Annotated in this window: 23 protein-coding genes, 1 tRNA gene and 1 pseudogene; 15 read left to right on the top strand and 10 right to left on the bottom strand. The window is 63.7% G+C overall.

The window, feature by feature from the left end; genetic code table 11:
* Positions 1-140 precede the first annotated feature (140 nt).
* Positions 141-830, top strand: a complete 690-nt coding sequence (locus V1288_RS28250) for a GntR family transcriptional regulator (protein ID WP_334360142.1) — start codon at positions 141-143, stop codon at positions 828-830.
* A 76-nt stretch (positions 831-906) separates the two neighbouring features.
* Here V1288_RS28250 and V1288_RS28245 read toward each other — a convergent pair whose 3' ends face one another.
* From V1288_RS28245 to V1288_RS28235, 3 genes are read right to left on the bottom strand one after another with little or no spacing between them, the layout of a single operon-like run.
* On the bottom strand, positions 907-2,265 hold the full coding sequence (locus V1288_RS28245; RefSeq protein ID WP_334360141.1) for a TRAP transporter large permease: 1,359 nt from the start codon (positions 2,263-2,265) through the stop codon (positions 907-909).
* Entirely contained in the window at positions 2,262-2,816 is a 555-nt protein-coding gene (locus V1288_RS28240; protein WP_334360140.1) for a TRAP transporter small permease, read from the bottom strand. The genes V1288_RS28245 and V1288_RS28240 overlap by 4 nt, the downstream gene beginning before the upstream one ends.
* Positions 2,813-3,829: a TRAP transporter substrate-binding protein gene (locus V1288_RS28235; RefSeq protein WP_334360139.1), complete on the bottom strand. Its 1,017-nt coding sequence runs from the start codon at positions 3,827-3,829 to the stop codon at positions 2,813-2,815. The genes V1288_RS28240 and V1288_RS28235 overlap by 4 nt, the downstream gene beginning before the upstream one ends.
* 435 nt (positions 3,830-4,264) lie before the next feature.
* Here V1288_RS28235 and V1288_RS28230 point away from each other — a divergent pair, with 435 nt between their 5' ends.
* Positions 4,265-4,504, top strand: a complete 240-nt coding sequence (locus V1288_RS28230) for a pentapeptide MXKDX repeat protein (protein WP_334360138.1) — start codon at positions 4,265-4,267, stop codon at positions 4,502-4,504.
* A 151-nt stretch (positions 4,505-4,655) separates the two neighbouring features.
* On the opposite strand, the gene V1288_RS28225 is transcribed toward V1288_RS28230, so the two are convergent.
* Positions 4,656-5,009 (bottom strand): DUF6481 family protein, encoded by a 354-nt coding sequence (locus tag V1288_RS28225; RefSeq protein WP_334360137.1) that lies wholly within the window; start codon positions 5,007-5,009, stop codon positions 4,656-4,658.
* Positions 5,010-5,136: 127 nt separating this feature from the next.
* Between V1288_RS28225 and V1288_RS28220 the strand changes: the two genes are divergently transcribed.
* Positions 5,137-5,319, top strand: a complete 183-nt coding sequence (locus tag V1288_RS28220; RefSeq protein ID WP_334360136.1) for a hypothetical protein — start codon at positions 5,137-5,139, stop codon at positions 5,317-5,319.
* 8 nt (positions 5,320-5,327) lie between these two features.
* Here the strand turns inward: V1288_RS28220 and V1288_RS28215 are convergent, their stop codons facing one another.
* Positions 5,328-5,573, bottom strand: coding sequence for a hypothetical protein (locus V1288_RS28215; RefSeq protein WP_334360135.1), 246 nt, complete (start codon positions 5,571-5,573; stop codon positions 5,328-5,330).
* A 208-nt stretch (positions 5,574-5,781) separates the two neighbouring features.
* Between V1288_RS28215 and V1288_RS28210 the strand changes: the two genes are divergently transcribed.
* The 4 genes from V1288_RS28210 to V1288_RS28195 all read left to right on the top strand — a co-directional run bounded on the left by V1288_RS28210 (position 5,782) and on the right by V1288_RS28195 (position 8,608).
* Positions 5,782-6,027, top strand: a complete 246-nt coding sequence (locus V1288_RS28210) for a hypothetical protein (protein WP_334360134.1) — start codon at positions 5,782-5,784, stop codon at positions 6,025-6,027.
* Positions 6,028-6,071: 44 nt separating this feature from the next.
* Positions 6,072-6,374: a hypothetical protein gene (locus tag V1288_RS28205; RefSeq protein ID WP_334360133.1), complete on the top strand. Its 303-nt coding sequence runs from the start codon at positions 6,072-6,074 to the stop codon at positions 6,372-6,374.
* A gap of 1,515 nt (positions 6,375-7,889) precedes the next feature.
* The gene (locus V1288_RS28200; protein WP_334360132.1) at positions 7,890-8,225 is read left to right on the top strand and encodes an H-NS histone family protein; all 336 of its coding nucleotides are present in this window, start codon (positions 7,890-7,892) and stop codon (positions 8,223-8,225) included.
* Positions 8,226-8,287: 62 nt separating this feature from the next.
* Positions 8,288-8,608 (top strand): hypothetical protein, encoded by a 321-nt coding sequence (locus V1288_RS28195; RefSeq protein ID WP_334360131.1) that lies wholly within the window; start codon positions 8,288-8,290, stop codon positions 8,606-8,608.
* A gap of 355 nt (positions 8,609-8,963) precedes the next feature.
* Here V1288_RS28195 and V1288_RS34165 read toward each other — a convergent pair whose 3' ends face one another.
* Positions 8,964-9,215: a PilZ domain-containing protein gene (locus tag V1288_RS34165; protein WP_442893866.1), complete on the bottom strand. Its 252-nt coding sequence runs from the start codon at positions 9,213-9,215 to the stop codon at positions 8,964-8,966.
* Between the two features lie 345 nt (positions 9,216-9,560).
* Between V1288_RS34165 and V1288_RS28185 the strand changes: the two genes are divergently transcribed.
* Positions 9,561-9,755, top strand: a complete 195-nt coding sequence (locus V1288_RS28185; RefSeq protein ID WP_442894188.1) for a hypothetical protein — start codon at positions 9,561-9,563, stop codon at positions 9,753-9,755.
* 48 nt (positions 9,756-9,803) lie between these two features.
* Here the strand turns inward: V1288_RS28185 and V1288_RS28180 are convergent, their stop codons facing one another.
* The 3 genes from V1288_RS28180 to V1288_RS28170 form a co-directional block, all read right to left on the bottom strand.
* Complete coding sequence (locus V1288_RS28180; protein ID WP_334360128.1) at positions 9,804-10,088, bottom strand: DUF3551 domain-containing protein; 285 nt, start codon at positions 10,086-10,088, stop codon at positions 9,804-9,806.
* 27 nt (positions 10,089-10,115) lie between these two features.
* The gene (locus V1288_RS28175) at positions 10,116-10,373 is read right to left on the bottom strand and encodes a hypothetical protein (RefSeq protein WP_247837597.1); all 258 of its coding nucleotides are present in this window, start codon (positions 10,371-10,373) and stop codon (positions 10,116-10,118) included.
* A 125-nt stretch (positions 10,374-10,498) separates the two neighbouring features.
* Positions 10,499-10,575, bottom strand: a tRNA-Arg gene (locus V1288_RS28170).
* 329 nt (positions 10,576-10,904) lie between these two features.
* Between V1288_RS28170 and V1288_RS28165 the strand changes: the two genes are divergently transcribed.
* The 6 genes and pseudogenes from V1288_RS28165 to V1288_RS28140 all read left to right on the top strand — a co-directional run bounded on the left by V1288_RS28165 (position 10,905) and on the right by V1288_RS28140 (position 22,166).
* The gene (locus V1288_RS28165; RefSeq protein WP_334360127.1) at positions 10,905-16,115 is read left to right on the top strand and encodes an alpha-2-macroglobulin family protein; all 5,211 of its coding nucleotides are present in this window, start codon (positions 10,905-10,907) and stop codon (positions 16,113-16,115) included.
* Between the two features lie 110 nt (positions 16,116-16,225).
* Complete coding sequence (gene pbpC, locus V1288_RS28160) at positions 16,226-18,343, top strand: penicillin-binding protein 1C (RefSeq protein WP_442893865.1); 2,118 nt, start codon at positions 16,226-16,228, stop codon at positions 18,341-18,343.
* Positions 18,344-18,422: 79 nt separating this feature from the next.
* Positions 18,423-20,166 (top strand): annotated as a pseudogene (locus tag V1288_RS28155) (ArnT family glycosyltransferase).
* Between the two features lies 1 nt (position 20,167).
* Complete coding sequence (locus V1288_RS28150; RefSeq protein WP_334360125.1) at positions 20,168-21,013, top strand: phosphatase PAP2 family protein; 846 nt, start codon at positions 20,168-20,170, stop codon at positions 21,011-21,013.
* Between the two features lie 71 nt (positions 21,014-21,084).
* Complete coding sequence (locus V1288_RS28145; RefSeq protein WP_334360124.1) at positions 21,085-21,828, top strand: glycosyltransferase family 2 protein; 744 nt, start codon at positions 21,085-21,087, stop codon at positions 21,826-21,828.
* Positions 21,828-22,166 carry a lipid-A-disaccharide synthase N-terminal domain-containing protein gene (locus tag V1288_RS28140; protein WP_334360123.1) on the top strand — a complete coding sequence of 113 codons (339 nt, stop codon included), beginning with the start codon at positions 21,828-21,830 and terminating at the stop codon, positions 22,164-22,166. The genes V1288_RS28145 and V1288_RS28140 overlap by 1 nt, the downstream gene beginning before the upstream one ends.
* On the opposite strand, the gene V1288_RS28135 is transcribed toward V1288_RS28140, so the two are convergent.
* Positions 22,167-23,855, bottom strand: a complete 1,689-nt coding sequence (locus tag V1288_RS28135; protein ID WP_334360122.1) for a Na/Pi cotransporter family protein — start codon at positions 23,853-23,855, stop codon at positions 22,167-22,169.
* Positions 23,856-24,127: 272 nt separating this feature from the next.
* Between V1288_RS28135 and V1288_RS28130 the strand changes: the two genes are divergently transcribed.
* Entirely contained in the window at positions 24,128-24,373 is a 246-nt protein-coding gene (locus tag V1288_RS28130; protein WP_334360121.1) for a PilZ domain-containing protein, read from the top strand.
* Positions 24,374-24,396 lie beyond the last annotated feature (23 nt).

Genomic DNA, 24,396 nt, shown 5'->3' with positions numbered 1-24,396 from the left:
CCAAGATGTATAATTTATACAATCTTGTCAAATGGAGATTACGAGGGCCCCTTAGCTTTTGCTGGGTCGGGACCGCGTCAACGTGCGAAATAAAAGCCCGCCTCGATCGGAAAAGGCCGGCCATGACGACGGAAGATCAAATGAAGGGCCCTCTGAAGCACCGGACGCTGTCGGCTGCGATCGTCGACCAGCTCAGGCAGTCGATTCTCGACGGGACCTATCCGGCCGGCTCGCAGCTTCGGCAGGACGCGCTGGGCGATGCCTACGGCGTGAGCCGCATTCCCGTGCGCGAGGCGCTGTTTCAGCTCGAGGCCGAGGGGCTGGTGCGCATCGTCCCGCAAAAAGGCGCGATCGTCTCGGAGCTGTCGCTGGACGAAATCAACGACGTGTTCGATCTCCGCGGAATCATGGAGCCGCGGCTTTTGGCGCAGTCGGCGCCGCACTTCACGGAAGACGACTTTGCCGGGCTGGACGACATCCAGAGCCGCTTCGAGAAGGCGATCAAGGCGGGCAACGTCAGCGAGTGGGGCCAGCTCAATGCCGACTTCCATATGGCGCTGTATGCGCACGCGCGGCGGCCGCGGACCAAGGCGATCGTCATCGCGTTGCTGCAGACCAGCGACCGCTACACGCGCCTGCAGCTTTCCAACACCAAGGCGATGGGAACGGCCGAAAAGGAGCACGCCCACCTGATCGAACTGTGCCGGGCGCAGGACATCGACAAGGCCTGCCGCTTTCTCGCGCAGCATATCGAGGCGGTGCGGACGGACCTATTGCAAGTCGTGGGCGGCGGATCGATTGCGTCCCGTGCCAGAAGCGAAAGCGCTTGAATTGTAGGGTGGGTAGAGCGAAGCGAAACCCACCGCGCGATGGGTTTCGCTGCGGCCTGCCCATCCTACGGAAGCCTCACCGTCCTCCGTCGGACCCCATCACCAGATCCGGCAGCCAGGTCGAGATCCCCGGGAAGAAGCACAGCAGCAGCACCGCCAGCATCATCAGCAGCACGAAGGGCAGCGTGCCCCAGATCACCTCGCTCAAGGGGACATCGGGCGCGACGTTGCGGATGACGAAGATGTTCAACCCGACCGGCGGGTGGATCAGCCCCATCTCCATCACGATGGTCATGACCACGCCGAACCAGATGATGTCGAAATTGGCGGCGCGCAGCGGCGGCAGGATGATCGGCGCGGTCATCAGGATGATCGACACCGGCGGCAGGAAGAAGCCGAGCACCACCACCATCAGCAGGATTGCGGTCAGCAATTCCCAACGCGGCAGATGCATGGCGACGATGGATTCCGCTGCCGATTGCGAGATGTGCAAATAGCTCATCACATAGGAATACAGCAGCGACATGCCGATGATCATCATCAGCATGGTGGATTCGCGGATGGTGGACTTCAGGATCGGCGACAGGTCGCTCGGCCGCCATACGCTGTAGATCACCGCAATCAGCACCAGCGCCAGCAGCCCGCCGAGGCCTGCAGTTTCCGACGGCGTCGCGTAACCGCCATACAGCGCAATCATCACGCCGGTGAGCAGCAGCACGAACGGGATCACCCGCGGCAGCATGGTGAAGCGCTCGGCCATCGTGAACTCGTCGCGCTGCAGGATCGCGGATTCCGTTCCGGTCTTTTCGTAGAGCGCCTGCGCCGCCGCAAACTCCTTGCGGAAGCGCAGCACGGCGTAGATTCCGAACAGCGTCACCAGCAACAGTCCCGGGCCGATGCCGGCGAGGAACAGCCGGCCCAACGATTTCTCCGCGGCGACCGCGAACAGGATCATGGTGATCGAGGGCGGCAGCAGGATGCCGAGCGTGCCGCCGGCGGCGATGATGCCGGCGGCAAAGCCGCCGGAATAGCCGCGCTTGCGCATCTCGGGAATGCCGGCCGAACCGATCGCCGAACAGGTGGCGGGCGAGGAGCCCGCCATCGCCGCAAACAGCGCGCAGGCGAATACGTTGGCGACGCCAAGCCCGCCCGGCACGCGATGCAGCCAGGCATGGAGCGCCGAATAGAGGTCCTGACCGGCGCGGGATTTGCCGATCGCCGCACCCTTGAGGATGAACAGCGGGATCGACAACAGCGTGATCGAGGCCATTTCCTCATAGACGTTCTGCGTCACGGTATCGAGCGACGCCGCGGGCATGAAGATCGCCATGAAGACGACGGCGACGGCGCCCAGAGCAAACGCAATGGGCATACCGGAAAACATCGCAAACAGGGTAGCAAGGCCGTAACTGATACCAATTCCAAGAACGCTCATCGACGTGAAGCACCAGCAAAGGGAATAATGATCTGCAGCAGGATCTGCAGGCACAACAGCGTCATGCCAACTGCCATCAGCACATAGGGGATCGCAAGCGGGGGCGACCACATCGAGTTCGACACCTGGCCGTCGACGTAAGCCTCATGCGCCAGCGTCCAGGACTTCCAGGCGAAGAAGGCGCAGAACAGCAAGCTTGCGACATCGACCAGCCACAGCCGGATGCGGTTGGCGAGCGGCGACATCAGGCCGACAAAGGCCTCAATGCCGATATGGCCGCGCTGACCCTGCACATAGGCCGCGGTCATGAAGGTCGCGCCGACGAGCAGAAACACCGCAGCCTCATCCTGCCAGTAATTGGCGCTGTGGAACAGGGCGCGACCGAGCACGCTGTAACTGAGGATCACACAGGCCGCGATCAGCGCGAGCGCGGCAAAGACCACGATGACGCCGTTGCACAGCGCCAGCGCTTGGCCGAGCGCCGCCACGAGCGGATTGCCCGTGACGGCCTCGGAATGGTCTTGTTGATCCGGGAGCGGACCATGCATCATGCGGCGACGTCGCTGGCGAGCTTCAGCAGATTGGCCGACGCCGCAGTCTTGGCGCTGTAGTCCTTCCACGCGGTATCGCGCGCAATATCGCGCCACTTGCCGACGGTCGCGACATCGAGCTTGCTGACCTTGGCGCCGGCCTTTTCATAGACCTTGGCGACCTCGATATCGTCGTCCTGCGCGCCCTTGCGGCCGAACGCTTCCAGTTCGCTGCCGACCGAAAGGATGATGTTCTGCTGGTTCTTGGGCAGCTTGTCGAAGATCGCCTTCGACATCATCAGCGGCTCCAGCATGAACCAGTAGGAGGCGCCGGCGCCGGAGGTCAGCGATTTGGCGACCTCTTCGAGACGGAACGAGATCAGGCTGGTGGAGGAGGTGATGCCGGCGTCGCAGGCACCCGTCTGCATCGCGGCGTAGATTTCGTTCGAGGGGACTGACAGCACGGCGGCGCCCGCGGTCTGCAGCACCATGTCCATTTCGCGCGAGCCGCCGCGCACCTTCAGCCCCTTGGCGTCTTCAGGGGCGACGATCGGCCTGGAACGGCTGGCGACGCCACCGGCTTGCCAGACCCAGGTCAACAGGATGATGCCCTTGTCGGCGAGGAAGTCGGTCAGCGCCTTGCCGACCGGCTCCTTCTTCCAGCGCATGCCCTGGTCGTAGGTTGCAACCAGGCCGGGCATCAACCCGATATTGGTCTCCGGCAATTCACCGCCGGCATAGGGCATCGGATAGAGGCTGATATCGAGCGCGCCTTTGCGCATCGCCGAGAATTGCGCGTTGGTCTTGATCAGCGACGAGTTCGGATAGACCTCGGCTGCGATCTCGCCGCCAGAGCGCTTGGCGACTTCGGCGGCGAACATGCGGCACAACCGGTCGCGGAAGTCGCCCTTGTCGATGGTGCCACCCGGGAACTGATGCGAGATCTTCAGTGTCGTGGCGGCATGGGCGGTGCCGAAACGAAGGACGGCGGGCGCGGCAAGTACGGATGCAATGACATGGCGGCGTGTAAGCATGGTTTTTCCCCTGCAAATTGGTTGTTGGATCGGCGATCCGGACCGGCTTCAGCCCATTTTAGCCGGTCTTCGTCTGAAGTTGCGTTGGTCTGATCGTTCGAGGCTGTGTGATAGGTCGAGGCGGCACGTGACGGCAAGCCCAGATTTCCAACCCTCAGAGCAAAGTCTGATATCGCCGCGGCGCACGCCCGGGAACAGCCGTTCGCAGAGGCGCACGCCCGGGAACAGCCGTTCGCAGAAGAGTCAGTCAACAATACGTCCGACCCTGGCACTCGCGGAGCGTTAGCCGCCATCAATTTGCCCGCTTCAACTATCCGTGACCAGCGAAGAATTTTGGAATGTGGCCGGTAACAAATCCGGTCACGGCATCGTCGTTTGAGGAAGCGGCAGATGTCGCTTTCGAGAAACCAACCAAACCCAAAGGACGACCATCCCATGACCACCACGACCCGTATCGGCCTCGGCCTGTCTGCCGCGCTCGTTTCGTTCGGCCTGGCATTCGCGCCGGCCGTCTTCGCTCAGGACAAGATGGGCAAGGACGACGGCATGAAGAAGGAATCGATGTCCAAGGATGCGATGAAGAAAGACGATGGCATGATGAAGAAGGGCGGCATGAAGCACGATGGCATGATGAAGGATGGCATGAAAAAAGACGACGGCATGAAAAAGAACTGACGCTTAGGGCAGTCATTCCGCGATGGCGCGTTAGCACCAGACCTCAGGTGTGCAATTGCACACCGGGGAATCTCGAGATTCCGGGCTCGATGCTGCGCATCGCCCCGGAATGACGACGAGAGCGCGCCGGCACCAACGGCGGCTCGCAGGCCTACTTCTTCTTGCCCTTGCCTTTGCGCGCGGCGTAACGGGCGTCGCGCTTGGCCTTCTGCTCGGCCTCCAGCGCCGCCTGCCTGGCGGCCTCTTCTTCCTTCTCCCGCGCGATCCTGGCGGCTTCTACCGCGGCGGCCTCGGCCTCGCGACGTTTCTGCTCGGCCTTTTCGGCTTCCTTGGCCTCTCTTGCCTTGGCGCGCGCGGCCGCCTGGGCTTCGCGCTCGGCCTGGCGGCGCTTCACCTCGGGATCATCGGGCCCCGGCTGGGCGCGAAACTTGTTCAGGATGTTCTGCCGCGCCTGCATCGCGGCCTTCTGGCGGTCCGCGAAGTTCGGTTCCTTGAATCCACTCATAAAACAGGCCTTGTCGCTTTCACTCTCGGGGTTGGATGCGCCAAACGCGCGGAATGGGGCCTAGGTAAGTGAACCCGGGGCAAAATGCCAGCGTCGAAATGGGGCCGGTAGAGCAGGGGAGACTTGCGTGAACAGCAAATGGCCCAAACTGATGCTGATGAGCGGGATTACGTCAGCCTGGCTGCTCTACGAGATGGCAACGGCGACCGAAGCCCCGGGCCGGACGCTGGCGATCCTGCAATACGGGCTTCTCGGCTGTGCGCTGATTGGCTTGGTTGGCTCGCTGGTGATGCTGGCGTCGGAAAAGTGACCGCGCTTCTATAAGCTATCGCGACGGCTGCCGGGTCCTAGAACGCGTGCGACCGTCATCGCCGTCATCGCGACCCGATCCGCGGTCCGCTGCGCCTCCAGCCTTTCGCGGGCTTTCTCCCTGATCATGATCTCGATCAGTTCGAGTCGTTTGGTCTCATCGACCGCTTCCGCCAGCAATTGCTTGTACCTGCTATAGTCGTAGCCCGTTTCCTGCTTACCGGAATCCTGCTTTGCCGATTCCTGTTCAATCATGGCACGCCCCGCACACGCGCTGTCTCCAAGCGGTAAGTGTCGATCAAGGTCTCTTCGCGCGCAACGGATTTGAGGAAGTTATACCCATTCCATACTCATTCCTGTGCCGATCGGGGCCCCATTAAAAACCTTTATACTGTGAAGCCGTTCACACGAGTGGGGATTGGGCGATCCTATCTTCCGGGCTTCTCAAACAGGAGCGACCGCCATGCCCCACAATTGGTGGACCCGCAAGAACTTCATCCTCGCCGTCGCCATCGGCGTGCTTGCCTTCATAGGCTTTGTCGTGATCGGCGTGTCATATCCCGAGCCAGCCGCCAGCGCTGTCCTCGGCCCGGACTGGCAGTGCAGCCGGTTGGCATTCATCTTCACGACCTGCAGCCGGGTCAAGCACGGCCAGTCCACGCCCGTCCGCGTCGCCAAGATCCCGGTGTGCGGACGGCTGCGGACGTAATAGGATCGGTCCGGAAACGGAGTTGGCCAGAACCGGAGTTTCCCATGCAAAAACTGTCTCGTCTTGTAGTGGCCGCGTCGGTGGCGGCTCTCGGGTTGCTGGCGGCCGGCGCTGCACGGGCGCAGGGGGCGCCGAGCGACGGGACGGCGCCTGCGGCAACGTCCACTGCCGCGCCGGAAACCACGGCTCCTGAAAAGGAGAAGGCGGCGCCGAAGAAAAAGAAGCCGGCCAAGATGACCCGGCAGCAGGAGGTCGACCGTTCGATCGACCGTGGCACGGTGCCCGCGCGTTACCGGAACTCGGTGCCGAAAGAGTATCACCAGTATATTCCGTTCGATAAGCGGTAGGACGCGGCGAGACGGATTGCTTTGCTGCGCTCGACGGCCGAGCAGCGTTTTGCGGTCTCGCGTGCGGGACACACGCAAGGAATATGCGCGGGAGTATCGCACCGTACTCATACGGATTGGCTGCACGCGCACGGCGCACCTATAACGACGTCGCTTGCAGCGGGGGGCAGGGCGTTCGTCCATCACGGCGGACGCTACCACTGGAGGCCACGAGGCCCGGACTCCTAGGCACTCCGGGCCTCGTCTACTCCTCATCCTCGTCTGCTCTTCATCGCGTCATCGCAGTGGCCGAACTGCTTCCGCCGTTCGACCCCGCATCATCACATCGCAAATGCGCAACGCGGTATGCGGTCACTGGGCCTGCGCGCCCGCGATCAAAGCGATCCGAGAAATCGCCAGATGATCAGCAGCACCACGATGCATGACATAGACGATCTTGCAGACGATACCGCTCATCGCACTTCCTTTCGGCTTCGCGCGCGTGAAAGCGATGCTGGTCGTCCGGGCTTCAACGGCAGCGGGGGATCCGCTGGTCAGGCCCCGGAGCCGCCGTGGATGCCGGGCTCCAAATTCACATTAAGCTCGCGTTTTGCTTCGGTGGCGGGATTTCGGTGCTAAGGGGTAGCCGATGTGGAACGGTTGGAAAAAAGCGGCAATCGGATTGAGCGCACTACTCGCCTTTGTCCTGCTGGAGCTGATGGCGGTCATCGGCGGCATCGCCGTATTCCTGGGCGTTGTCATGGACGTGGATTTGCCGTTCTTCGCGGCCTCCGAGGAATAGCCGCCCCGGCCCCTATCCCAGCAGCCGGTAGATGATGCTGGTCGATGCGCCCGCCAGGCAGAACGCCAGCGCCATGCACACCAGCACCTCGTCGCGGTCGAATTCTGGCGGTAGAGGGCTCAACGGGCTTACCGTTTCAATTGATGAGGTGGGGAAAACGTGTCGAAGGCTCTCGGTTCCCTATCTCGGCGATTTCGGGCCGTTTTGCCGCTCTTTTCGGTTCCCCGCGAAGGCCGGATGCCAGCGTCAGGAATCGACTGCGGCTATAAAATCGTTATGATTCAATGGCCTTTTAAATCCCTCTTTAAGTAAGAAATGAGTTCCTTATCAAGCCGCACCGCCGCGCGGCCCGAATAGCCGGGCGCCGCCCCTTCACCTACCCTAGGGAGACGCGCGCTCGGCTATTGTGGGCACTTCATCCGCCCCGACGACAAAGCCGCCGATGGCGCCAGCGCACCCAAGAGTGCAGCGGGCAAGCGCGTGGCGCGTTTCGCCCGGTCGTGCGATTAGGGAACTATCAACGAGAGGCGCTTAGCTTCAGATCATCACACGCTGTGTGTGGCGCGGCCACCAGCCATAAAAGGAAATTGAGGTGCGCCTTCGAGCAAATTCGTTATCGTTGTGTTGTGAGACGAATCCAATCCGTTGGAACTTTTCGGCCCGGAAGAGGTTCTGAATTGGTCTTTATTCTGCTCATGTCTTCTACCAACGATGACGGCTACATCGAATCATGATTGGGGACGGTCGTGAACCAAAGTAAGTTCAAATCAATGTCCACGGATGAGTTGTGGGCACTCCACGAAGAAGTTGCTGCCAGGCTTGCAGCCACGCTGCTCGCGGAGAAACGCGTGCTCGAAAATCGCTTGAAGCAGCTCAAGGGAATCGCTGAAGCCGAACGCGCGAGTTCGTCGACGGGGAAGCGGCCATATCCAACCGTCGTTCCGAAGTTTCGGAATCCGGATCGCCCGTCCGAGACTTGGGCGGGACGAGGGAAGACGCCGCGCTGGCTGGCTGCAAAATTGAAGTCCGGCAAGCGGATCGATGACTTCCGCATAAGGCAGGTAGCCTAAGAGGATTTGCAGCCAATCGGCTCCGACGCGCGCGCACTTCGGCCAATCCACCAATTGGCTGCTTGAAGTCTGCAGGTGCCGTGCCGACCTGCTGCGCGTCGCTGGCGTGCGCGAGCTCTTGGCTGTTCGGCTTGGAAAGCCTTCAGGCGTTTCAGCGCGACATTGCCGGTGACGTCGATCTGGATTCAGATACTGGCGTCACGATCGCTCTTCAGTTCGTCTCGATCCTGGCTTGGAGATTGCTCAGGGTTGAGTGTTCTTTCGACACGCGATTCGAGGGCTCTGACAATTCCCATGCGCGCAAACAGCATGGGGCCGCGATCTTCGGCGGCATCGATGAGCATCTGGACGGCAAGCCGCCATTCCCGACAATCACGCTCTGACTGAGGCAGCTTCCTGATGTAGTCGGCGGCGTCTCGCAGGGTTTGCGCAGGCGGTCCCTCCGGGAGCGGGACAGGCTGAGCGAACGGACGATCCCAGGACATTATGAACTCCCGTCACAGACCTCCAAACGGCCCCTGAGCGGAAGGGACGCGCCAGAACGGTCAACTCCGCTTGGGTCGTGTTCCGGAGGCACCGGAAGCACCGGGATTCGACGCGGCGTCGCGATGTTAGTTCCATTCTCCCGAGGCTGTTTTGGTCTATCGCGGGGTCCCGTATGCCGAGCAGGGTACGCCTCGCACCTGCGAAATCAAGGTGCGGCGCTCAAGGAGCACGCGTTCCGGCAAGTCGCCCGTATCAGTTTTGAAACGCAACGCCGACGAAATCGCCTTGCCGCCAGACCACGCGGCACTCGCGAACGGTGTGAAAATTGTCGAAGCTCAATTCGAAATTCAGCGGCGACAGATCGAGGCTGTGGAGTTCAATTCCGGCCCCGGAATTCGTGACGTCCTGAACACGGCAGGTGAGGACGCCGCGCTGCGCGTCGAAGAACAGCAGCGCGTTTTTCGCGATCGTCGTCCTCGCCACCGATCGGCGTTCGAAATCCATCCGGGTTACCAACCGTTCATGCCAGGCTCTGGCAAGTAGAGATTAGCGAATTGCGCTCAGACGGCAATCACGTTCGGTCTTCTTCGTAAACAATCAATTTTAATCATCGCGTAAAGCCGCGTTCCACAGGCGGAGTAGCCACGATTCAGGGTTGGTGTCGTTGCGGCTAAAGCACAGGTTCGCCTGTTCCGTGTTTGGAACTCATAATCACGCTTGATGCTACGGTAGAAGCCGGGCCTCTCTTAACGTACAGAGGGGAATCATATGCACTTACGTTGGATGTGTGTGCTGGCGCTATGTCTGGGAACATCGAGCGCCGGCTTTGCGGGCGAACAGTCTGGTGTCTTGCGTCGAATTTCATGCCCGGTCGTGCGCTATTACGTGGCGAAATACAGTGCGTCCGCGGCAGAGCAGTGGGCCCGCGGCAAGGGCGCGAGTGATTCCGAGATCGAAGCAGCCCGGCGCTGCCTGAAGCCGGAAACGACGCGAACCGCCAAGGCCCCGCCGAGGCCGCTCGCGCTCGGTACTTACGGCTGGTGAACCCGCAGGGACGCTGGCGGCCTGTCGGCCGTCGAAGCGAGCCGATTCTCAATATTGCTGGGACCGTTGGCGCTTGCTGCGCCCGGCCTTCGGCCCGCCGTAATATGGATTGACCACGCATTGGGCGGAGCGGCCCGAAGCCGACGCCTGACACTGCGCCATCGTTCGATAGTGGCACTCGAAATAGAAGTCAGCGATGCCGCCCTGGTAGACCTGCAGGCAGACCGGATAGCTCGGATCGTAGGTCTGGGCGCGGGCGGGTGCGGGCAGGGCGGTAGCCGCGGCCAAAATTGTCAAAGACAGTGCAGTGGCAGATGCGTGTGGCAGCTTCATCCTGAACTCCCAGCGTGAGCCCGCGCTTCAGACTTCCCAGTCCTCAAACCCGTACTCTCGATAGATGTTGGCTCGGTCGGCATGGGGGTTCAGCCGGCACTTGGCCTGGGCGAGGTGCAAATTGAGGGTCCCGGGCTGGCAGTTGGCTGCTAGCAGTTTCCGGATATCGTCCATCTGCTGGCGCGATTGCTGGGTCGGCTCAAGCTGTTCGAGCGCAACCAACGCGGTTGCCAGCGCTTCCGTAACGACCCATTCGTCGTGGCCGGTAATTCCCTTTTTTGGCATGACGATCCGCATCCTTTGTCAGGGCAACGGAGCAATTTCCGGCCGGCATCGTAGGCTCACGTCCAAGTCGAGTCGAGAATGACGTCGAAATTGCGAACGATGCGCCGCAGCCAGCCCAATTTTGGTGGCGATCCCAGCAGGATTCGAACCTGCAACCCACGGAGTAGAAATCCGTTACTCTATCCAGTTGAGCTATGGGACCGTCGGGGGGCGTTGGCCGCCCCAGGTATTCCGCCTTATAGGCCTTCCTTATCTAGCACTGCCAATATGAAAAATCCGCTTTCCCGCCAAGACGGTCGAACCGATTTCCTCAAATTCGCGACCAAGGCAGACGGCGGACTGCCTCACATGGTCCGCCCCTGACATAAAGCCAGCCGCCGGCACCCCGCCGGGCGGTGCGGCCGGGATCGTTTGGACTGCCAGCACCATGCATGCGACCCCTTCGCAAGCCTTTATCACCGCCATCAGTCCGTCACCTTTTCGCGCACTTTTTGACGTTACGCGGCTGATGTCCGCGGCAAGGAGCCCATCATGATCGGTTTGGTTCGCGCCACAGTGATTTGCGCCACGCTGGCGCTTGGCCTGACGGCAGCAGGGGCCGCGGACAAAGCGTTCAAGCGCGACGAGCTGGCCGATTTGGCCGTCAAGCTGGAAGCCCAGATCAAGAGCGAGGCGGGGCCGGTCGCCAAATCCTCCGCGACCCTGCGCAACGACGCCGACGCCGCTTTCAAGCGTGCCGACTTCCGAGTCGGCCTGCAGATCCTCGGCCAGATCGCCGCCACCACGCCGGAGGATGGCGCCAACTGGCTGAGGCTCGCCAAAACCATCTTCCAGATCCGCTCCGCCAGTTCCAGCGAACAGACCTTCCTGTACGAGCGCGCTTCGACCGCGGCCTACATCGCCTATCAGCGCGCCGGCAACCAGGCTGAGGAGGCCGATGCGCTGGCCGTGTTGGGCCGGGCGATGTCCGAGCGCAAGCTGTGGCGTCCGGCGCTGGATGCGTTGCGGCTGTCGCTCGACATGCGCGAGGTCGCCGAGGTCCGCGGCCAGTATGAGAAGATGCGTGACCAGCATGGTTTCCGCCTGCTGGATTATACCGTCGATTCCGACGGCGCTTCGCCGCGCGCCTGCTTCCAGTTCTCCGAGGATCTCGCCAAGCGGGTCGATTTCGCGCCCTTCGTGGCGCAGGCCGGTACCGACAAACCGGCGCTGACGAGCGAGGGCAAGCAGCTCTGCGTCGACGGGCTGAAGCATGGCGAGCGCTACAACATCAACCTGCGCGCCGGCCTGCCGTCCACCGTCAAGGAGAGCCTGCCGAAATCGGCCGAGTTCAATATCTATGTGCGTGACCGCAAGCCGTTCGTGCGCTTCACGGGCCGCGCCTATGTGCTGCCGCGCACCGGCCAGCGCGGCATTCCGCTGGTCAGCGTCAATACGCCGTCGGTGAACGTCAACGTGTTCCGGATCGGCGACCGCAACCTGATCAACACGGTGGTCGACAGCGATTTCCAGAAGACGATCTCCAGCTACCAGCTCTCGGATTTGGGCAACGAGCGCGGCACCAAGGTCTGGTCCGGCGAACTTGCGACCGCGACCACGCTGAACCAGGATGTCGTGACGGCGTTTCCCGTCGACCAGGCGCTCGGCGACCTGCAGCCCGGCGTCTATGTGATGACGGCCGCGGCCAAGGGGCCCGGCAGCGGCGACGATAACGGGTCGCTCGCGACGCAATGGTTCATCGTCTCCGACTTGGGGCTGACCGCGTTTTCCGGCAATGACGGCATCCATGTGTTCGTCAACTCGTTGGCCTCCACGGAAGCCGTCGCCAAGGCCGAGGTGCGGCTGATTGCGCGCAACAACGAGATACTCGCCACCCGCAAGACCGACGACGCCGGGCATGTGCTGTTCGAGGCAGGGCTGGCGCGCGGCGAGGGCGGGCTGTCGCCGGCCCTGCTGACGGTCATGAGCGACAAGGCGGACTATGCCTTCCTCAGCCTGAAGACCAATGCCTTTGACCTCACCGACCGCGGCGTGTCGGGGCGGGTGGTGCCGGCTGGCGCCGACGCTTTTGTCTACGCCGAGCGCGGGGTCTACCGCTCGAACGAAACCGTCTACCTGACCGCGCTGCTACGCGACGGGCAGGGTAACGCCATGGCCGGCGGGCCGCTGACGCTGGTGATCGAGCGGCCGGACGGCGTCGAATTCCGCCGCGCCGTGCTGCCGGATCAGGGCGCGGGCGGCCGCTCTCTTGTCCTGCCGCTCAATTCCGCGGTCCCGACCGGGACCTGGCGGGTGCGCGCTTTTACCGACCCCAAGGGCTCCTCCGTCGGCGAGACCACCTTCATGGTCGAGGACTACATCCCCGAACGGATCGAATTCGATGTCTCGGCCAGGGAGAAGATGATCAAGGCTGAGACGCCAGTCGAACTGAAGGTCGCCGGCAAGTTCCTTTACGGTGCACCCGCCTCGCGTCTGCAGCTCGAAGGCGACATGCTGGTGGCGCCGGCTGCCTCGGGGCGACCGGGCTATCCCGGCTACCAGTTCGGCGTGGCCGATGAGGAGACCGCCTCCAACGAGCGCACCCCGATCGAGAACCTCCCCGAGGCCGACGCCAATGGCGTTGCGACCTTCCCGGTGTCGCTCGCCAAGGCGCCGACGTCGACCCGACCGCAGGAGGCGCAGATCTTCATCCGCATGGTGGAGACCGGCGGCCGCGCGGTCGAGCGCAAGCTGGTGCTTCCCGTGGCGCCGCAGGCCGCCCTGATCGGCATCAAGCCGCTATTCGGCGACAAGAGCGTCGCGGAGGGCGACAAGGCCGAATTCGACGTCGTGTTCGTCGGTCCCGACGGCAAGCAATTGCCGCGCGACGGCCTGCGCTACGAACTCCTGAAGGTGGAGTCGCGCTATCAATGGTACCGCCAGAACTCGTCGTGGGAATATGAGCCGGTCAAATCGACCAAGCGCGTCGCCGATGGCGAGCTGACGCTGACATCAGACAAGGCGGCGCGGGTGTCGGTCGCGCCGGAGCCCGGCCGCTATCGCCTTGACGTCAAATCGACGGAAGCGGACGGACCGGTCACGTCGGTGCAGTTCGACGTCGGCTGGTACTCCGACGGCAGCGCCGATACGCCTGATCTTCTGGAGACCTCGGTCGACAAGCCGGAATACGCTTCCGGCGACACCATGGTGGTGTCGGTCAATGCCCGCACTGCGGGGAAGCTGACCATCAACGTGCTCGGCGACCGCCTGCTGACGACGCAGACCGTCGATGTCAGGGAAGGCACCCATCAGGTCAAGCTGACCATCGGCAAGGACTGGGGCACCGGCGCCTATGTATTGGCGACGCTGCGCCGGCCGCTGGATGCGGCGGCGCTGCGGATGCCCGGGCGCGCGATCGGGCTAAAGTGGTTCGGCATCGACAAGAAGACGCGCACGCTGCAGGTGGCGCTATCGCCGCCGCCGCTGGTGCGGCCGGGCACGGCGCTCAAGATCCCGGTCAAACTCGGCGGGCTCAATCCCGGCGAAGACGCCAAGATCGTCGTTGCCGCAGTCGATGTCGGCATTCTCAATCTGACCAACTACAAGCCGCCGGCGCCGGACGATTACTATCTTGGCCAGCGCCGCCTGACGTCCGAAATCCGCGACCTCTATGGGCAGTTGATCGACGGCATGCAGGGTACGCGCGGCCAGATCCGGACCGGTGGCGATTCCGCCGGCGCCGAGTTGCAGGGCTCGCCGCCCACGCAGAAGCCGCTGGCGCTCTATTCGGGGATTGTCACGGTTGGCGCCGACGGCACCACGGAAATCAGTTTTGATATTCCGGAGTTTGCCGGCACGGCCCGCGTCATGGCGGTCGCGTGGAATTCGACCAAGCTCGGCCGAGCGACCGTCGACGTCACGGTGCGCGATCCCGTGGTTCTGACGGCGACGCTGCCGCGCTTCCTGCTCAACGGCGACAAGGGCACGATGAGTTTCGACCTCGACAATGTCGAGGGCGCGCCCGGCGATTACAGCATCAGCGTCAAGACATCGGGCCCGGTGAAGGTGACGGGTAATCCGACCACGTCAGTCAAACTCGCCGCCAAGCAGCGGACCTCGATGGCGCTGGCACTCGACGCCGGCGGCGCGGGGACCGCCAATCTCGACGTCGACATCAAGGGACCGAATGGGCTGACGCTGGCGCGGCATTATGCGCTCGACGTCAAGGCGGCGACGCAGGTGCTGGCGCGGCGCTCGATCCGGACATTGGCAAAAGGCGAGAGCCTGACGCTGACGCCGGACATGTTCTCCGACTTGGTGTCGGGCACCGGCAGCGTGTCGCTGTCGGTGAGCCTGTCCACCGCGCTCGATGCGGCCACCATTCTGAAGGCGCTGGATCGCTATCCGCATGGCTGTTCCGAGCAGATCACCAGCCGCGCGATGCCGCTGCTCTATGTCAACGACCTCGCGGCTGGCGCGCATCTGGCGATGGATACCGCGGTTGACCAGCGCATCAAGGACGCGATCGAACGGCTGCTGGCGCGGCAGGGCTCGAACGGCTCGTTCGGCCTGTGGTCGGCCGGCGGCGACGACGCCTGGCTCGATGCCTACGTGACCGACTTCCTGACCCGCGCCCGCGAAAAGGGCTTTGCGGTGCCGGACGTGCTGTTCAAGAACGCGCTCGACCGCATCCGAAATTCCGTGGTCAACGCCAACGAGCCGGAAAAGGACGGCGGTCGCGATCTGGCCTATGGCCTCTACGTGCTCGCCCGCAATGGCGCCGCGCCGATCGGCGACCTGCGCTATCTCGCCGATACCAAGCTCGCCAATCTCGCGACCCCAATCGCGAAATCGCAACTCGCGGCGGCGCTGGCGCTGGTCGGCGACAAGACGCGGGCGGAGCGGGTCTATGGCGCGGCGCTCGATGCGCTGGCGCCAAAGCCGGTGATCGAGTTCGGCCGGGTCGACTATGGCTCGGCGCTGCGCGATGCGGCGGCGCTGGTCTCGCTTGCCAGCGAAGGCAACGCGCCGCGGGCAACGCTGACGCAGGCTGTCCAGCGCGTCGAAGTGGCGCGGGGGCTTTCGCCCTACACTTCGACCCAGGAAAACGCCTGGCTGGTGCTGGCCGCACGTGCGCTGTCGAAGGAAACGCTGGCGCTGGACATCGATGGATCGCCGGTGAAAGCCGCGGTCTATCGCAGCTACAAGGCCGAGGCGATGGCCGGCAAGCCGGTCAAGATCACCAACACCGGCGATGCGCCGGTGCAGGCGGTGGTTTCGGTCTCGGGTTCGCCGGTTACCCCCGAGCCGGCGGCGTCGAACGGCTTCAAGATCGAGCGCAATTACTTCACGCTCGACGGCAAGCCGGCAGATGTCACCAAGGCCAGGCAGAACGACCGCTTCGCCGTGGTGTTGAAGATCACCGAGGCCAAGCCGGAATACGGACACATCATGGTGGCCGATTATCTGCCGGCCGGCCTCGAGATCGACAACCCGCGGCTGGTGTCGTCGGGCGACTCGGGCACGCTGGACTGGATCGAGGACGGCGAGGAGCCGGAGCATACCGAGTTCCGCGATGACCGCTTCACGGCGGCGATCGATCGCGCCAGCGACGACAAATCAGTGTTCACGGTGGCCTACATCGTGCGTGCGGTCTCGCCGGGCAAATACGTGCTGCCGCAGGCCTATGTCGAGGACATGTACAATCCCTCGCGCTACGGCCGCTCCGGCACCGGTTCGGTTGAGGTGCGTCCAGCGAAATGAGCGAGATGGGTCCCCATAATTCTCCGTCATGCCCGGGCAAAAGCGCGAAGCGCGTCTTCGCGCAGATGTCCCGGGCATCCACGTCTTCCTCGAGTGAGGGAAGCAAAGACGTGGATGGCCGGGCCAAGCCCGGCCATGACGGCAGTGCTATTGGGCGCCGCCGCTTTTTCCGGATCGCGGTGTCTCTCGCCTTCATCCTCATCGTGATCACCACCGCCGTCGCCGGCTGGATCGCATCGCTCGGGCCGCTGCCGCTGGAGGAGGCGCGCAAGGTGTCGACCACGGTCGTCGACCGCAATGGCAAATTGCTCCGCGCCTATGCGATGGCCGACGGACGCTGGCGCCTGCCGGTGGAGGCAAAGACGTCAGTCGATCCCGGCTATCTCAAGCTGCTGCTGGCGTATGAAGACCGCCGGTTCTGGTCGCATGGCGGCGTCGATCCGCTGGCGCTCGGGCGCGCGGCGCTTCAATTTGGGACTAGCGGCCACATTGTCTCCGGCGGCTCGACCATCACGATGCAATTGGCGCGGCTGATGGAGCCGCGGCGCGAGCGCTCGGTCTATGCAAAACTGCGCCAGATGGTGCGCGCGGTCCAGCTCGAGCAGCAGCTCAGCAAGGACGAGATCCTCGATCTGTATCTCGCGCTGGCGCCGTTCGGCGGTAACCTCGAAGGCATCCGCGCCGCATCCATCGCCTATTTCGGCAAGGAGCCGAAACGGCTTTCGCTTGCGGAAGCAGCATTGCTGGTCGCGCTGCCGCAATCGCCGGAACGCCGCCGGCTCGATCGCTATCCGGAAGCCGCCCATGCCGCGCGCGACCGCGTGCTGGCGCGGATGGTCGAGGATGGCGTCGTGTCGAAAGAGGACGCGGCGCAGGGGAGGGCGGTGACAGTGCCGCGGCTGCGCAAGCCGATGCCGATCCTGGCGCCGCATTCCTCCGATGCCGCGATGGCGACGGTGAAGGATGCGCCGCTGGTCAAGCTGACGCTGGATTCGGGCCTGCAGAAAACGCTGGAAGCGCTGGCGCGCGACCGTGCAGTAGCGCAGGGACCGAACATTTCGGTCGCCATCATCGCGGTCGACAATGAAAGTGGCGACGTGCTGGCGCGCGTCGGCTCATCCGATTATTTCGACGAGCGCCGCGCCGGTCAGGTCGACATGACGCGCGCCGTGCGTTCGCCGGGCTCGACGCTGAAGCCGTTCATCTATGGGCTCGCCTTCGAGGACGGCTTTGTGCATCCCGAAAGCCTGATCGACGACCGCCCCATTCGGTTCGGCTCCTACGCGCCGGAAAATTTCGACATGACGTTCCAGGGCACGGTGCCGGTGCGCAAGGCACTGCAGCTCTCGCTGAACGTGCCGGCGATCGCGCTGCTCGACCGGGTCGGCTCCAGCCGGCTGTCGTCGCGGCTGAAGCAGGCCGGCGGCAACCTCGTGCTGCCGAAGGATGAAGCGCCGGGCCTTGCGATGGGCCTTGGCGGCGTCGGTGTCACCTTGCAGGATCTGGCGCAGCTCTATGCCGGGCTGGCGCGGCTTGGCGCGGCGCGGCCGCTCCGCGAGATCATGCTGGCGAAAGACGCGCGCGAGCCGCTGCGGCTGATGGACCAGGCCGCCGCCTGGCAGGTCGGCAATGTGCTGCTCGGGACGCCGCCGCCGGAGAACGGCGTGCACAACAAAATCGCATTCAAGACCGGCACCAGTTACGGCTATCGCGACGCGTGGTCCGTTGGTTTCGATGGCCGCGTCACGATCGGGGTGTGGGTCGGGCGCCCCGATGGCGCGCCGGTGCCGGGCCTGGTCGGCCGCACCGCCGCAGCCCCGATCCTGTTCGACGCATTTGCGCGGACCGGGAAGACCCCGGCGGCGCTGCCGAAGCCGCCAAAGGGGGTGCTGATTGCTGGCAATGCCAAGCTGCCGTTGCCGCTGCGGCGTTTCCGTCCCGTTGGCGAACTGATCCGCACCGGAAACGATCAGATGCCGCGCATCCAGTTTCCGTTGAATGGCTCGCGGATCGATGTCGACCGTTCGGGCGGCGGGCAGGCCGCGCCGATGCCGGTCAAGGTGGCGGGCGGCGTGCTGCCGCTGACCATCATGCTGAACGGTACCTCGGTCGGCGAAATCGACAGCCGGCGCCAGCGCCTGGTCGATCCGCCCGGGCCGGGCTTTGCCCGGTTGACCGTCATCGACGCGACGGGGGCGGCCGACACCGTTGTGATCCGGGTACAGTAAGGAAAAAGCGTCTGGGGACAGTCGGATAGGGCGAATCTGTGGTGTTGTTTGCAGTGCGGTTTCATCGTATGCGTCCAACATGGTGGAAACCTTCCAGCCCCCACGCTTTGGAGCAGGCCAACAGCCTGTAAAACCTGCGCATTCCGGTCGCCGGCTGGCCGCCGCGTTCGACTTCGCGACCGCGAACCACTTTCGCGCCATCGTGTTCCTGGTGCTGTGCGGCATCGTTTTGTTCCTGCCCGGCTTCTTCAATATTCCGGCGATCGACCGCGACGAGGCGCGGTTCGCGCAGGCGACCAAGCAGATGGTCGAAAGCGGCGATTTCGTCGATATCCGCTTTCAGGACGACGTCCGCTACAAGAAGCCGGTCGGCATCTATTGGCTGCAGGCCGCCGTGGTCGAAACCGCCTCGTCGCTCGGCCTACCGCGGGCGCAGTTGCGCATCTGGCTCTATCGCATTCCCTCCCTGATCGGTGCCATCGGCGCGGTGCTGCTGACCTACTGGGCGGCGCTCGCCTTCGTCACGCGGCGGGGGGCCGCGCTGGCGGCGCTGATGATGTGCAGTTCCGTCCTGCTCGGCGCCGAAGCCCGGCTCGCCAAAACGGACGCGATGCTGCTGTTGACCGTTGTCGCCGCGATGGGGGCGATGGCGCGGGTCTATCTGTCCTGGCAGCGCGGCGAGGACCCGGTGCATCCGTCCTGGAGCGCGCCCGCGATCTTTTGGACGGCGCTGGCCGGCGGCATCCTGCTCAAGGGGCCGCTGATCCTGATGTTCGTTGGCCTCACCATCCTGGCGCTCGCGATCCTCGACCGTTCGGCGGCGTGGCTTTGGCGGTTGCGCCCGGTCTGGGGGCTGATGTGGACGCTGGTGCTGGTGCTGCCCTGGTTCGTTGCGATCTTCTGGCGCGCCGGCGAGGCCTTCTTCTCCAATTCGCTTGGCGGCGACATGCTGAGCAAGCTCGGCGCGCAGGAATCCCACGGCGCGCCGCCCGGCCTCTATCTGTTGCTGTTCTGGATCACGTTCTGGCCGGGGGCGGCGCTGGCCGGGATGGCGGCGCCGGCAGTATGGCGCGCGCGGCGGCGAGCCCGGCGCGCAATATCTGCTGGCGTGGCTGGTGCCGTCATGGATCGTGTTCGAACTGGTGCTGACCAAGCTGCCGCATTACGTGCTGCCGCTCTATCCGGCGATTGCGATCCTCACCACCGGCGCGCTGGAGCGCCGCGTGCTGTCGCGGTCCTGGCTGATGCGCGGTGCCGCATGGTGGTTTGTCATTCCGGCGGGGGCATCCGTGATCGCCGTCATCGGCGCCATCAAGCTGACGCACTACCCCGCCTTTCCGGCCTGGCCCTTCCTCGCGGCGGCGATGATCTTCGGTCTGATCGCGTGGTGGATGTTCGAGGACAGCCGCGCCGAGCGATCGTTGTTGAACGCCGTAGTCGCGGCGATGTTTCTGGCGATAGGAATCTACGGCATCGTCATGCCATCGCTGACCACCATGTTTCCAAGTGCGGAGATCGCGCGGGCGCTTCGCAACGTGGTCTGCGTCGGGCCAAGGGCAGCCGCGGCGGGCTTTCACGAGCCGAGCCTCGTCTTCATGACCGGCACCGGCACGTTGCTGACCGACGGATCGGGCGCTGCCGATTTTCTGGGGCAGGGCAGTTGCCGCTTTGCGCTGGTGGAATCGCGCACGGAACGCGCCTTCGTCCAGCGCGCCGAAGCGATCGGGCTGCGCTACAACGTGGCCAAGCGGATCGAGGGCTATAATATCTCGCAAGGCAAGGCGGTCTCGATCGCCATCTTCCGCTCGGAAGGCACGGAGTAAGATGTCCGCAAACGCCGTGGCCGGCGAATCCAGAAATTATGCTTCGCGCTTCCTGACGCTGAGCTGGCTGTCGCTGGCGCAGCTCGTGCGCTCGCCGTCGCATTCGCGGCGGGCCGAAGCTGCTCGCCGGGCGGCGCGTCACATCTTGTGGATTTCGGCCGGTCTCGGCGCTGCGATCGTGGTGCTGATGTATGCGCTCGATGCGTGGGAAATCGCCCAGATGCCAAAGCGCGGCACCCCGTCGCTGTGGTGGGTCCGCATTCTAACCGATTTCGGCAAGGACGAATATGTGCTGGCGGCGCTCGCCGGGCTGTTGATCCTGGTGGCGATCATTTCGCCGGCCTTGGGTGGAATCCGGCGATCGCTGCTGCTCGGTTTGGGAACGCGGTTGCAGTTCATGTTCCTGGCGGTAGCCGTACCCGCTCTCGTCACGGAAGTCCTGAAATGGATCGTTGGTCGTGGCCGGCCGTTTGTCGGCGGCGAGGCCGACGCCTTCAACTTCTCGCACTTCGCCGGAAACCCGGCCTATTACAGTTTTCCTTCCGGCCACGCCACCACCGCATTCGCGTTAGCTTTCGCGGTGTCGGCCATCTGGCCGAAGGCGCGGGTTACGATGGCCGTCTATGCTCTGATCATTGCTGCCACCCGACTGGTGCTGGTCGCCCACCATCCGAGCGACGTGGTCGCCGGCGCGCTGGTCGGCATCATCGGCGCGATGTTCGTGCGCTACTGGTTTGCGGCCCGCAGGCTGGGGTTTGCGATTCAAAGCGACGGCAGCATTGTGTCCCTGGTCGGGCCCTCGTCCGAACGCCTCAAAAGGGTTGCCCGGGGCGCTTTCGCCCCATAAAAGCGGACGCCGCCTGACGGCCCGATACGCCCGGTTCCGGGTTCTCCCAAACCAACCAGACGAGTGCCGATTTGACACCTTCCGACAGAGCTGCGGTCGCCGTTTCCATCGTTGTGCCGGTGCGCAACGAAGCGGAGAACGTCGCGCCGCTGGTTGCGGAAATCGTCAGCGCGCTCGACGGCCGGTGGGTCTACGAAATCATCTATGTCAACGACGGCTCGACGGATGCGACCGCTGAACGGCTGGCCGCGCTGATGAAGCAGCACAGTCAGCTCCGGCACCTCAAACACGCCAATTCTTCCGGGCAATCGGCGGCGGTGCGCAGCGGGGTGCGGGCCGCGTGCGGCGCCATCGTGGCGACGCTGGACGGCGACGGCCAAAACAATCCTGCGTTCCTGCCCGACCTGATCGCGGCGGTCGAAAACGGCGGTGGGCGCGTCGGCCTCGCGGCCGGCCAGCGGGTCGGGCGCAAGGACACCGGTTTCAAGAAACTGCAGTCAAGGATCGCCAATGGCGTGCGCAATGCGATCCTGCGCGACGGCACCCGCGACACCGGCTGCGGGCTGAAGGCGTTTCCCCGCGAGGTGTTCCTCTCGATGCCCTATTTCGATGGTCTGCATCGTTTCCTGCCGGCGCTGGTACGCCGCGAAGGCTTTGACATCGCCTATGTCGACGTCGTCGATCGTCCGCGCCGTTCCGGCGTGTCCAATTACGGCTTCTTTGACCGGCTATGGATCGGGATCATGGATCTTGCCGGCGTGTGGTGGCTGATCCGCCGCAAGAAATCGACACCCGTCGCGACCGAGGTTCTCTGATGCTGATTCAATACGGCCAGGCGCTCGGCGACTATCTTTACGACGTCTTCGTCGCCAAGTTCGATTTCTGGCTGGCCTTCGGGCTGGTTGCGCAATTGCTGTTCACCGCCCGCTTCCTGGTGCAGTGGATATCGAGCGAGCGTGCCGGGCAAAGCGTGGTGCCGATGGCGTTCTGGTTCTTCTCGATGGGAGGCGGGATGATGACGCTGGTCTACGGCATCGCCAAGCGCGAACCCGTGATCATCATCGGCCAGTCGCTGGCCACGATCATCTACATCAGAAACATCATGCTGATCGTGAAGAACCGCGGCACCGCGTCGAAGACGCTGGATCGCTGATTACGGGCGGCCGGGCACCGGCGTGGGCAGCGCCGGCAATTCGGCTTCGGCACTGCGATAGGCGGCCAATTCGCCCGCGGCATCCAGCACGGGATAGGCGACCGAGCAGATGTGCGAGTGGATGCGCCTGAGGTCGCGCAGCACGTCGAGATGAAGCGAGGTGGTCTCGATGGTTTCTGGCCGGCCTTCGCGCAGGCGGTCGAGATGGCGTTCGGTCGCGGCCAGTTCGGCATTACGTAGCGCGGCCTTCTCGGCCAGAAGCTTGCGTGCCTCGTTGACGTCGCCGGACATGAAGACGCCGAACGCGATCCGAAGCGAATCCATCGTGCGCTTGTGGAAGGCGGACAGCTCTTCGGCGCCCTCGGCCGAGAACTGGAAGCGGCGCTTGATCTTCTTGGTGGCGAGCTCGCTCAGATTCTTGTCGATGATGTCGCCGATATGCTCGAGGTTGATGGCAAAGGAGACGATCTCCATCGCCCGCTGTCCCTCGCGCTCGTCGAGACTGCCGCGGGTGAGTTTCGTGACATAGAGCTTGATCGCTTCGTCGAGGCTGTCGACGCTGTTGTCCATCTGCGAGACCTGGTCGACCAAGGCCCGGTCGTTGGTCATCATCGCCGCCATTACCTTGCGCAGCATGATTTCGACGTGATCGCCCATATGCAGGGTCTCGCGGGCGGCGTCGGCCAAGGCAAGCGAAGGCGTCTCCAGCGCGCTCTCGTCGAGATAGCGCGGCCCGGACGCGTCGGCCTCCTTGACGCGCTCGGGCAGCAACGTCTTCAGCAGCCGCGCCATGCCGTCGAGCAGGCCGATGAAGAGAAGTGCGGTCGCAACGTTGAAGGCGATGTGGAACAGGGCGGTTGCCTTGGCGGCATCCGGCTGCCACGCGATCAGAAGGTCCGCGATCGGCTGCAGGAACGGCGCCACCAGCAGGATGCCGGCAAGCCGGTTGACGAGGTTGCCCAGCGGCAGGCGATAGCTCGCGGGATTGTCGCGGCGCGCGCCCTCGACGATCGGATTGATGGCGCTGCCGAGATTGGCGCCGAGCACGAGCGCCAGTGCCGCGTAGGGCGTGATGAAATGCGCATAGGCCAGCGACATCACCAGCAGCACGCTGGCGACGCTGGAATGCACGAGCCAGGTCACGATCGCAGCGAACAGGATGCAGAGCACGGGATCGCCGGTGATGGCGTTCATGAACACGCGCACGCCGGGCGCATTCTCTGCCGGCGCCAGCGTATTGAGCAGGATATGCAGCGCCAGCAGCATCAGGCCGAGCCCGATGAAGACGCGGCCGATGTCCTTGACGCGCGAGCGAGGCCCGCTGCGGAACGCGACCAGGCCGATGATAAAGAGCACGGGTGCGACGGCGGCGATGTTGAACGACAGGATCTGTACGATCAGCGTGGTGCCGACATTGGCGCCGAGCATGATCGCGAGCGCGGGGACGAGGCTGACCAGGCCTTCCGACGTAAACGAACTCGTGATCAGCGCCGTCGCGGTGCTGCTCTGGAGCAGGGCGGTGAGACCGAGGCCGGCGCCAAAGGCGGTGAAGCGGTTGCTCAGGGCCTTTGCCAGCAACAGGCGCAGGTTCGGCCCAAACGCCCGCAGGATCCCGCTGTGGACCATATGCAGGCCCCACAGCAGCAGCGCGACGCCGCCCATCAGGTCGAGAAGAACCAGACTTCCCATGCGTTTCAGTTTCCGCCAAATCGAGTCGAGGAGTCAGGCTATCGCCTAACGAGGGGGGATCAACCTTTTAATTTGCCGAAAATTGCGCCGCGGCAGGCGTATTTGCTGGCCGTGCGAGGCCCTCGGTCTTCAGCCCAAGCGCCAGGCTCGGTAAACGGAGTTCGAACATATCAGTTACATTGCGAGCCGTTGCGATAGGCCAATTCCAACAATTCTTCGGTAGACCTGATCCACCATCGGGTGAATCACTTCGAGCAGGATCAGGGATCGACATGTATGCGAATCGCCGCAGAAGCGAACGTCGGGCGTGCAGAAGCTTTGCAAAAATACAGTTTGCGACCGGCGGGTTGCCGCGCGATTGCATGATCTCGGACATGTCGGATGGCGGTGTGAAGATCATCGCCGAGTATCCGGAAATTCCTTCCGAATTCACGGTGATCTTCTCGGAGGGAAGGCCGCGTCAGTGCCGGCTGGCCTGGCGGATCGGTTGCGAGCTTGGCGCACAATTCGTCGACTAGGCCGCGCAGCAGCAGCCCAGGCA

The sequence above is a fragment of the Bradyrhizobium sp. AZCC 2176 genome (genome assembly GCF_036924645.1).
GTDB lineage: Bacteria > Pseudomonadota > Alphaproteobacteria > Rhizobiales > Xanthobacteraceae > Bradyrhizobium.
This window is presented reverse-complemented; position numbering and strand designations above follow the sequence as displayed.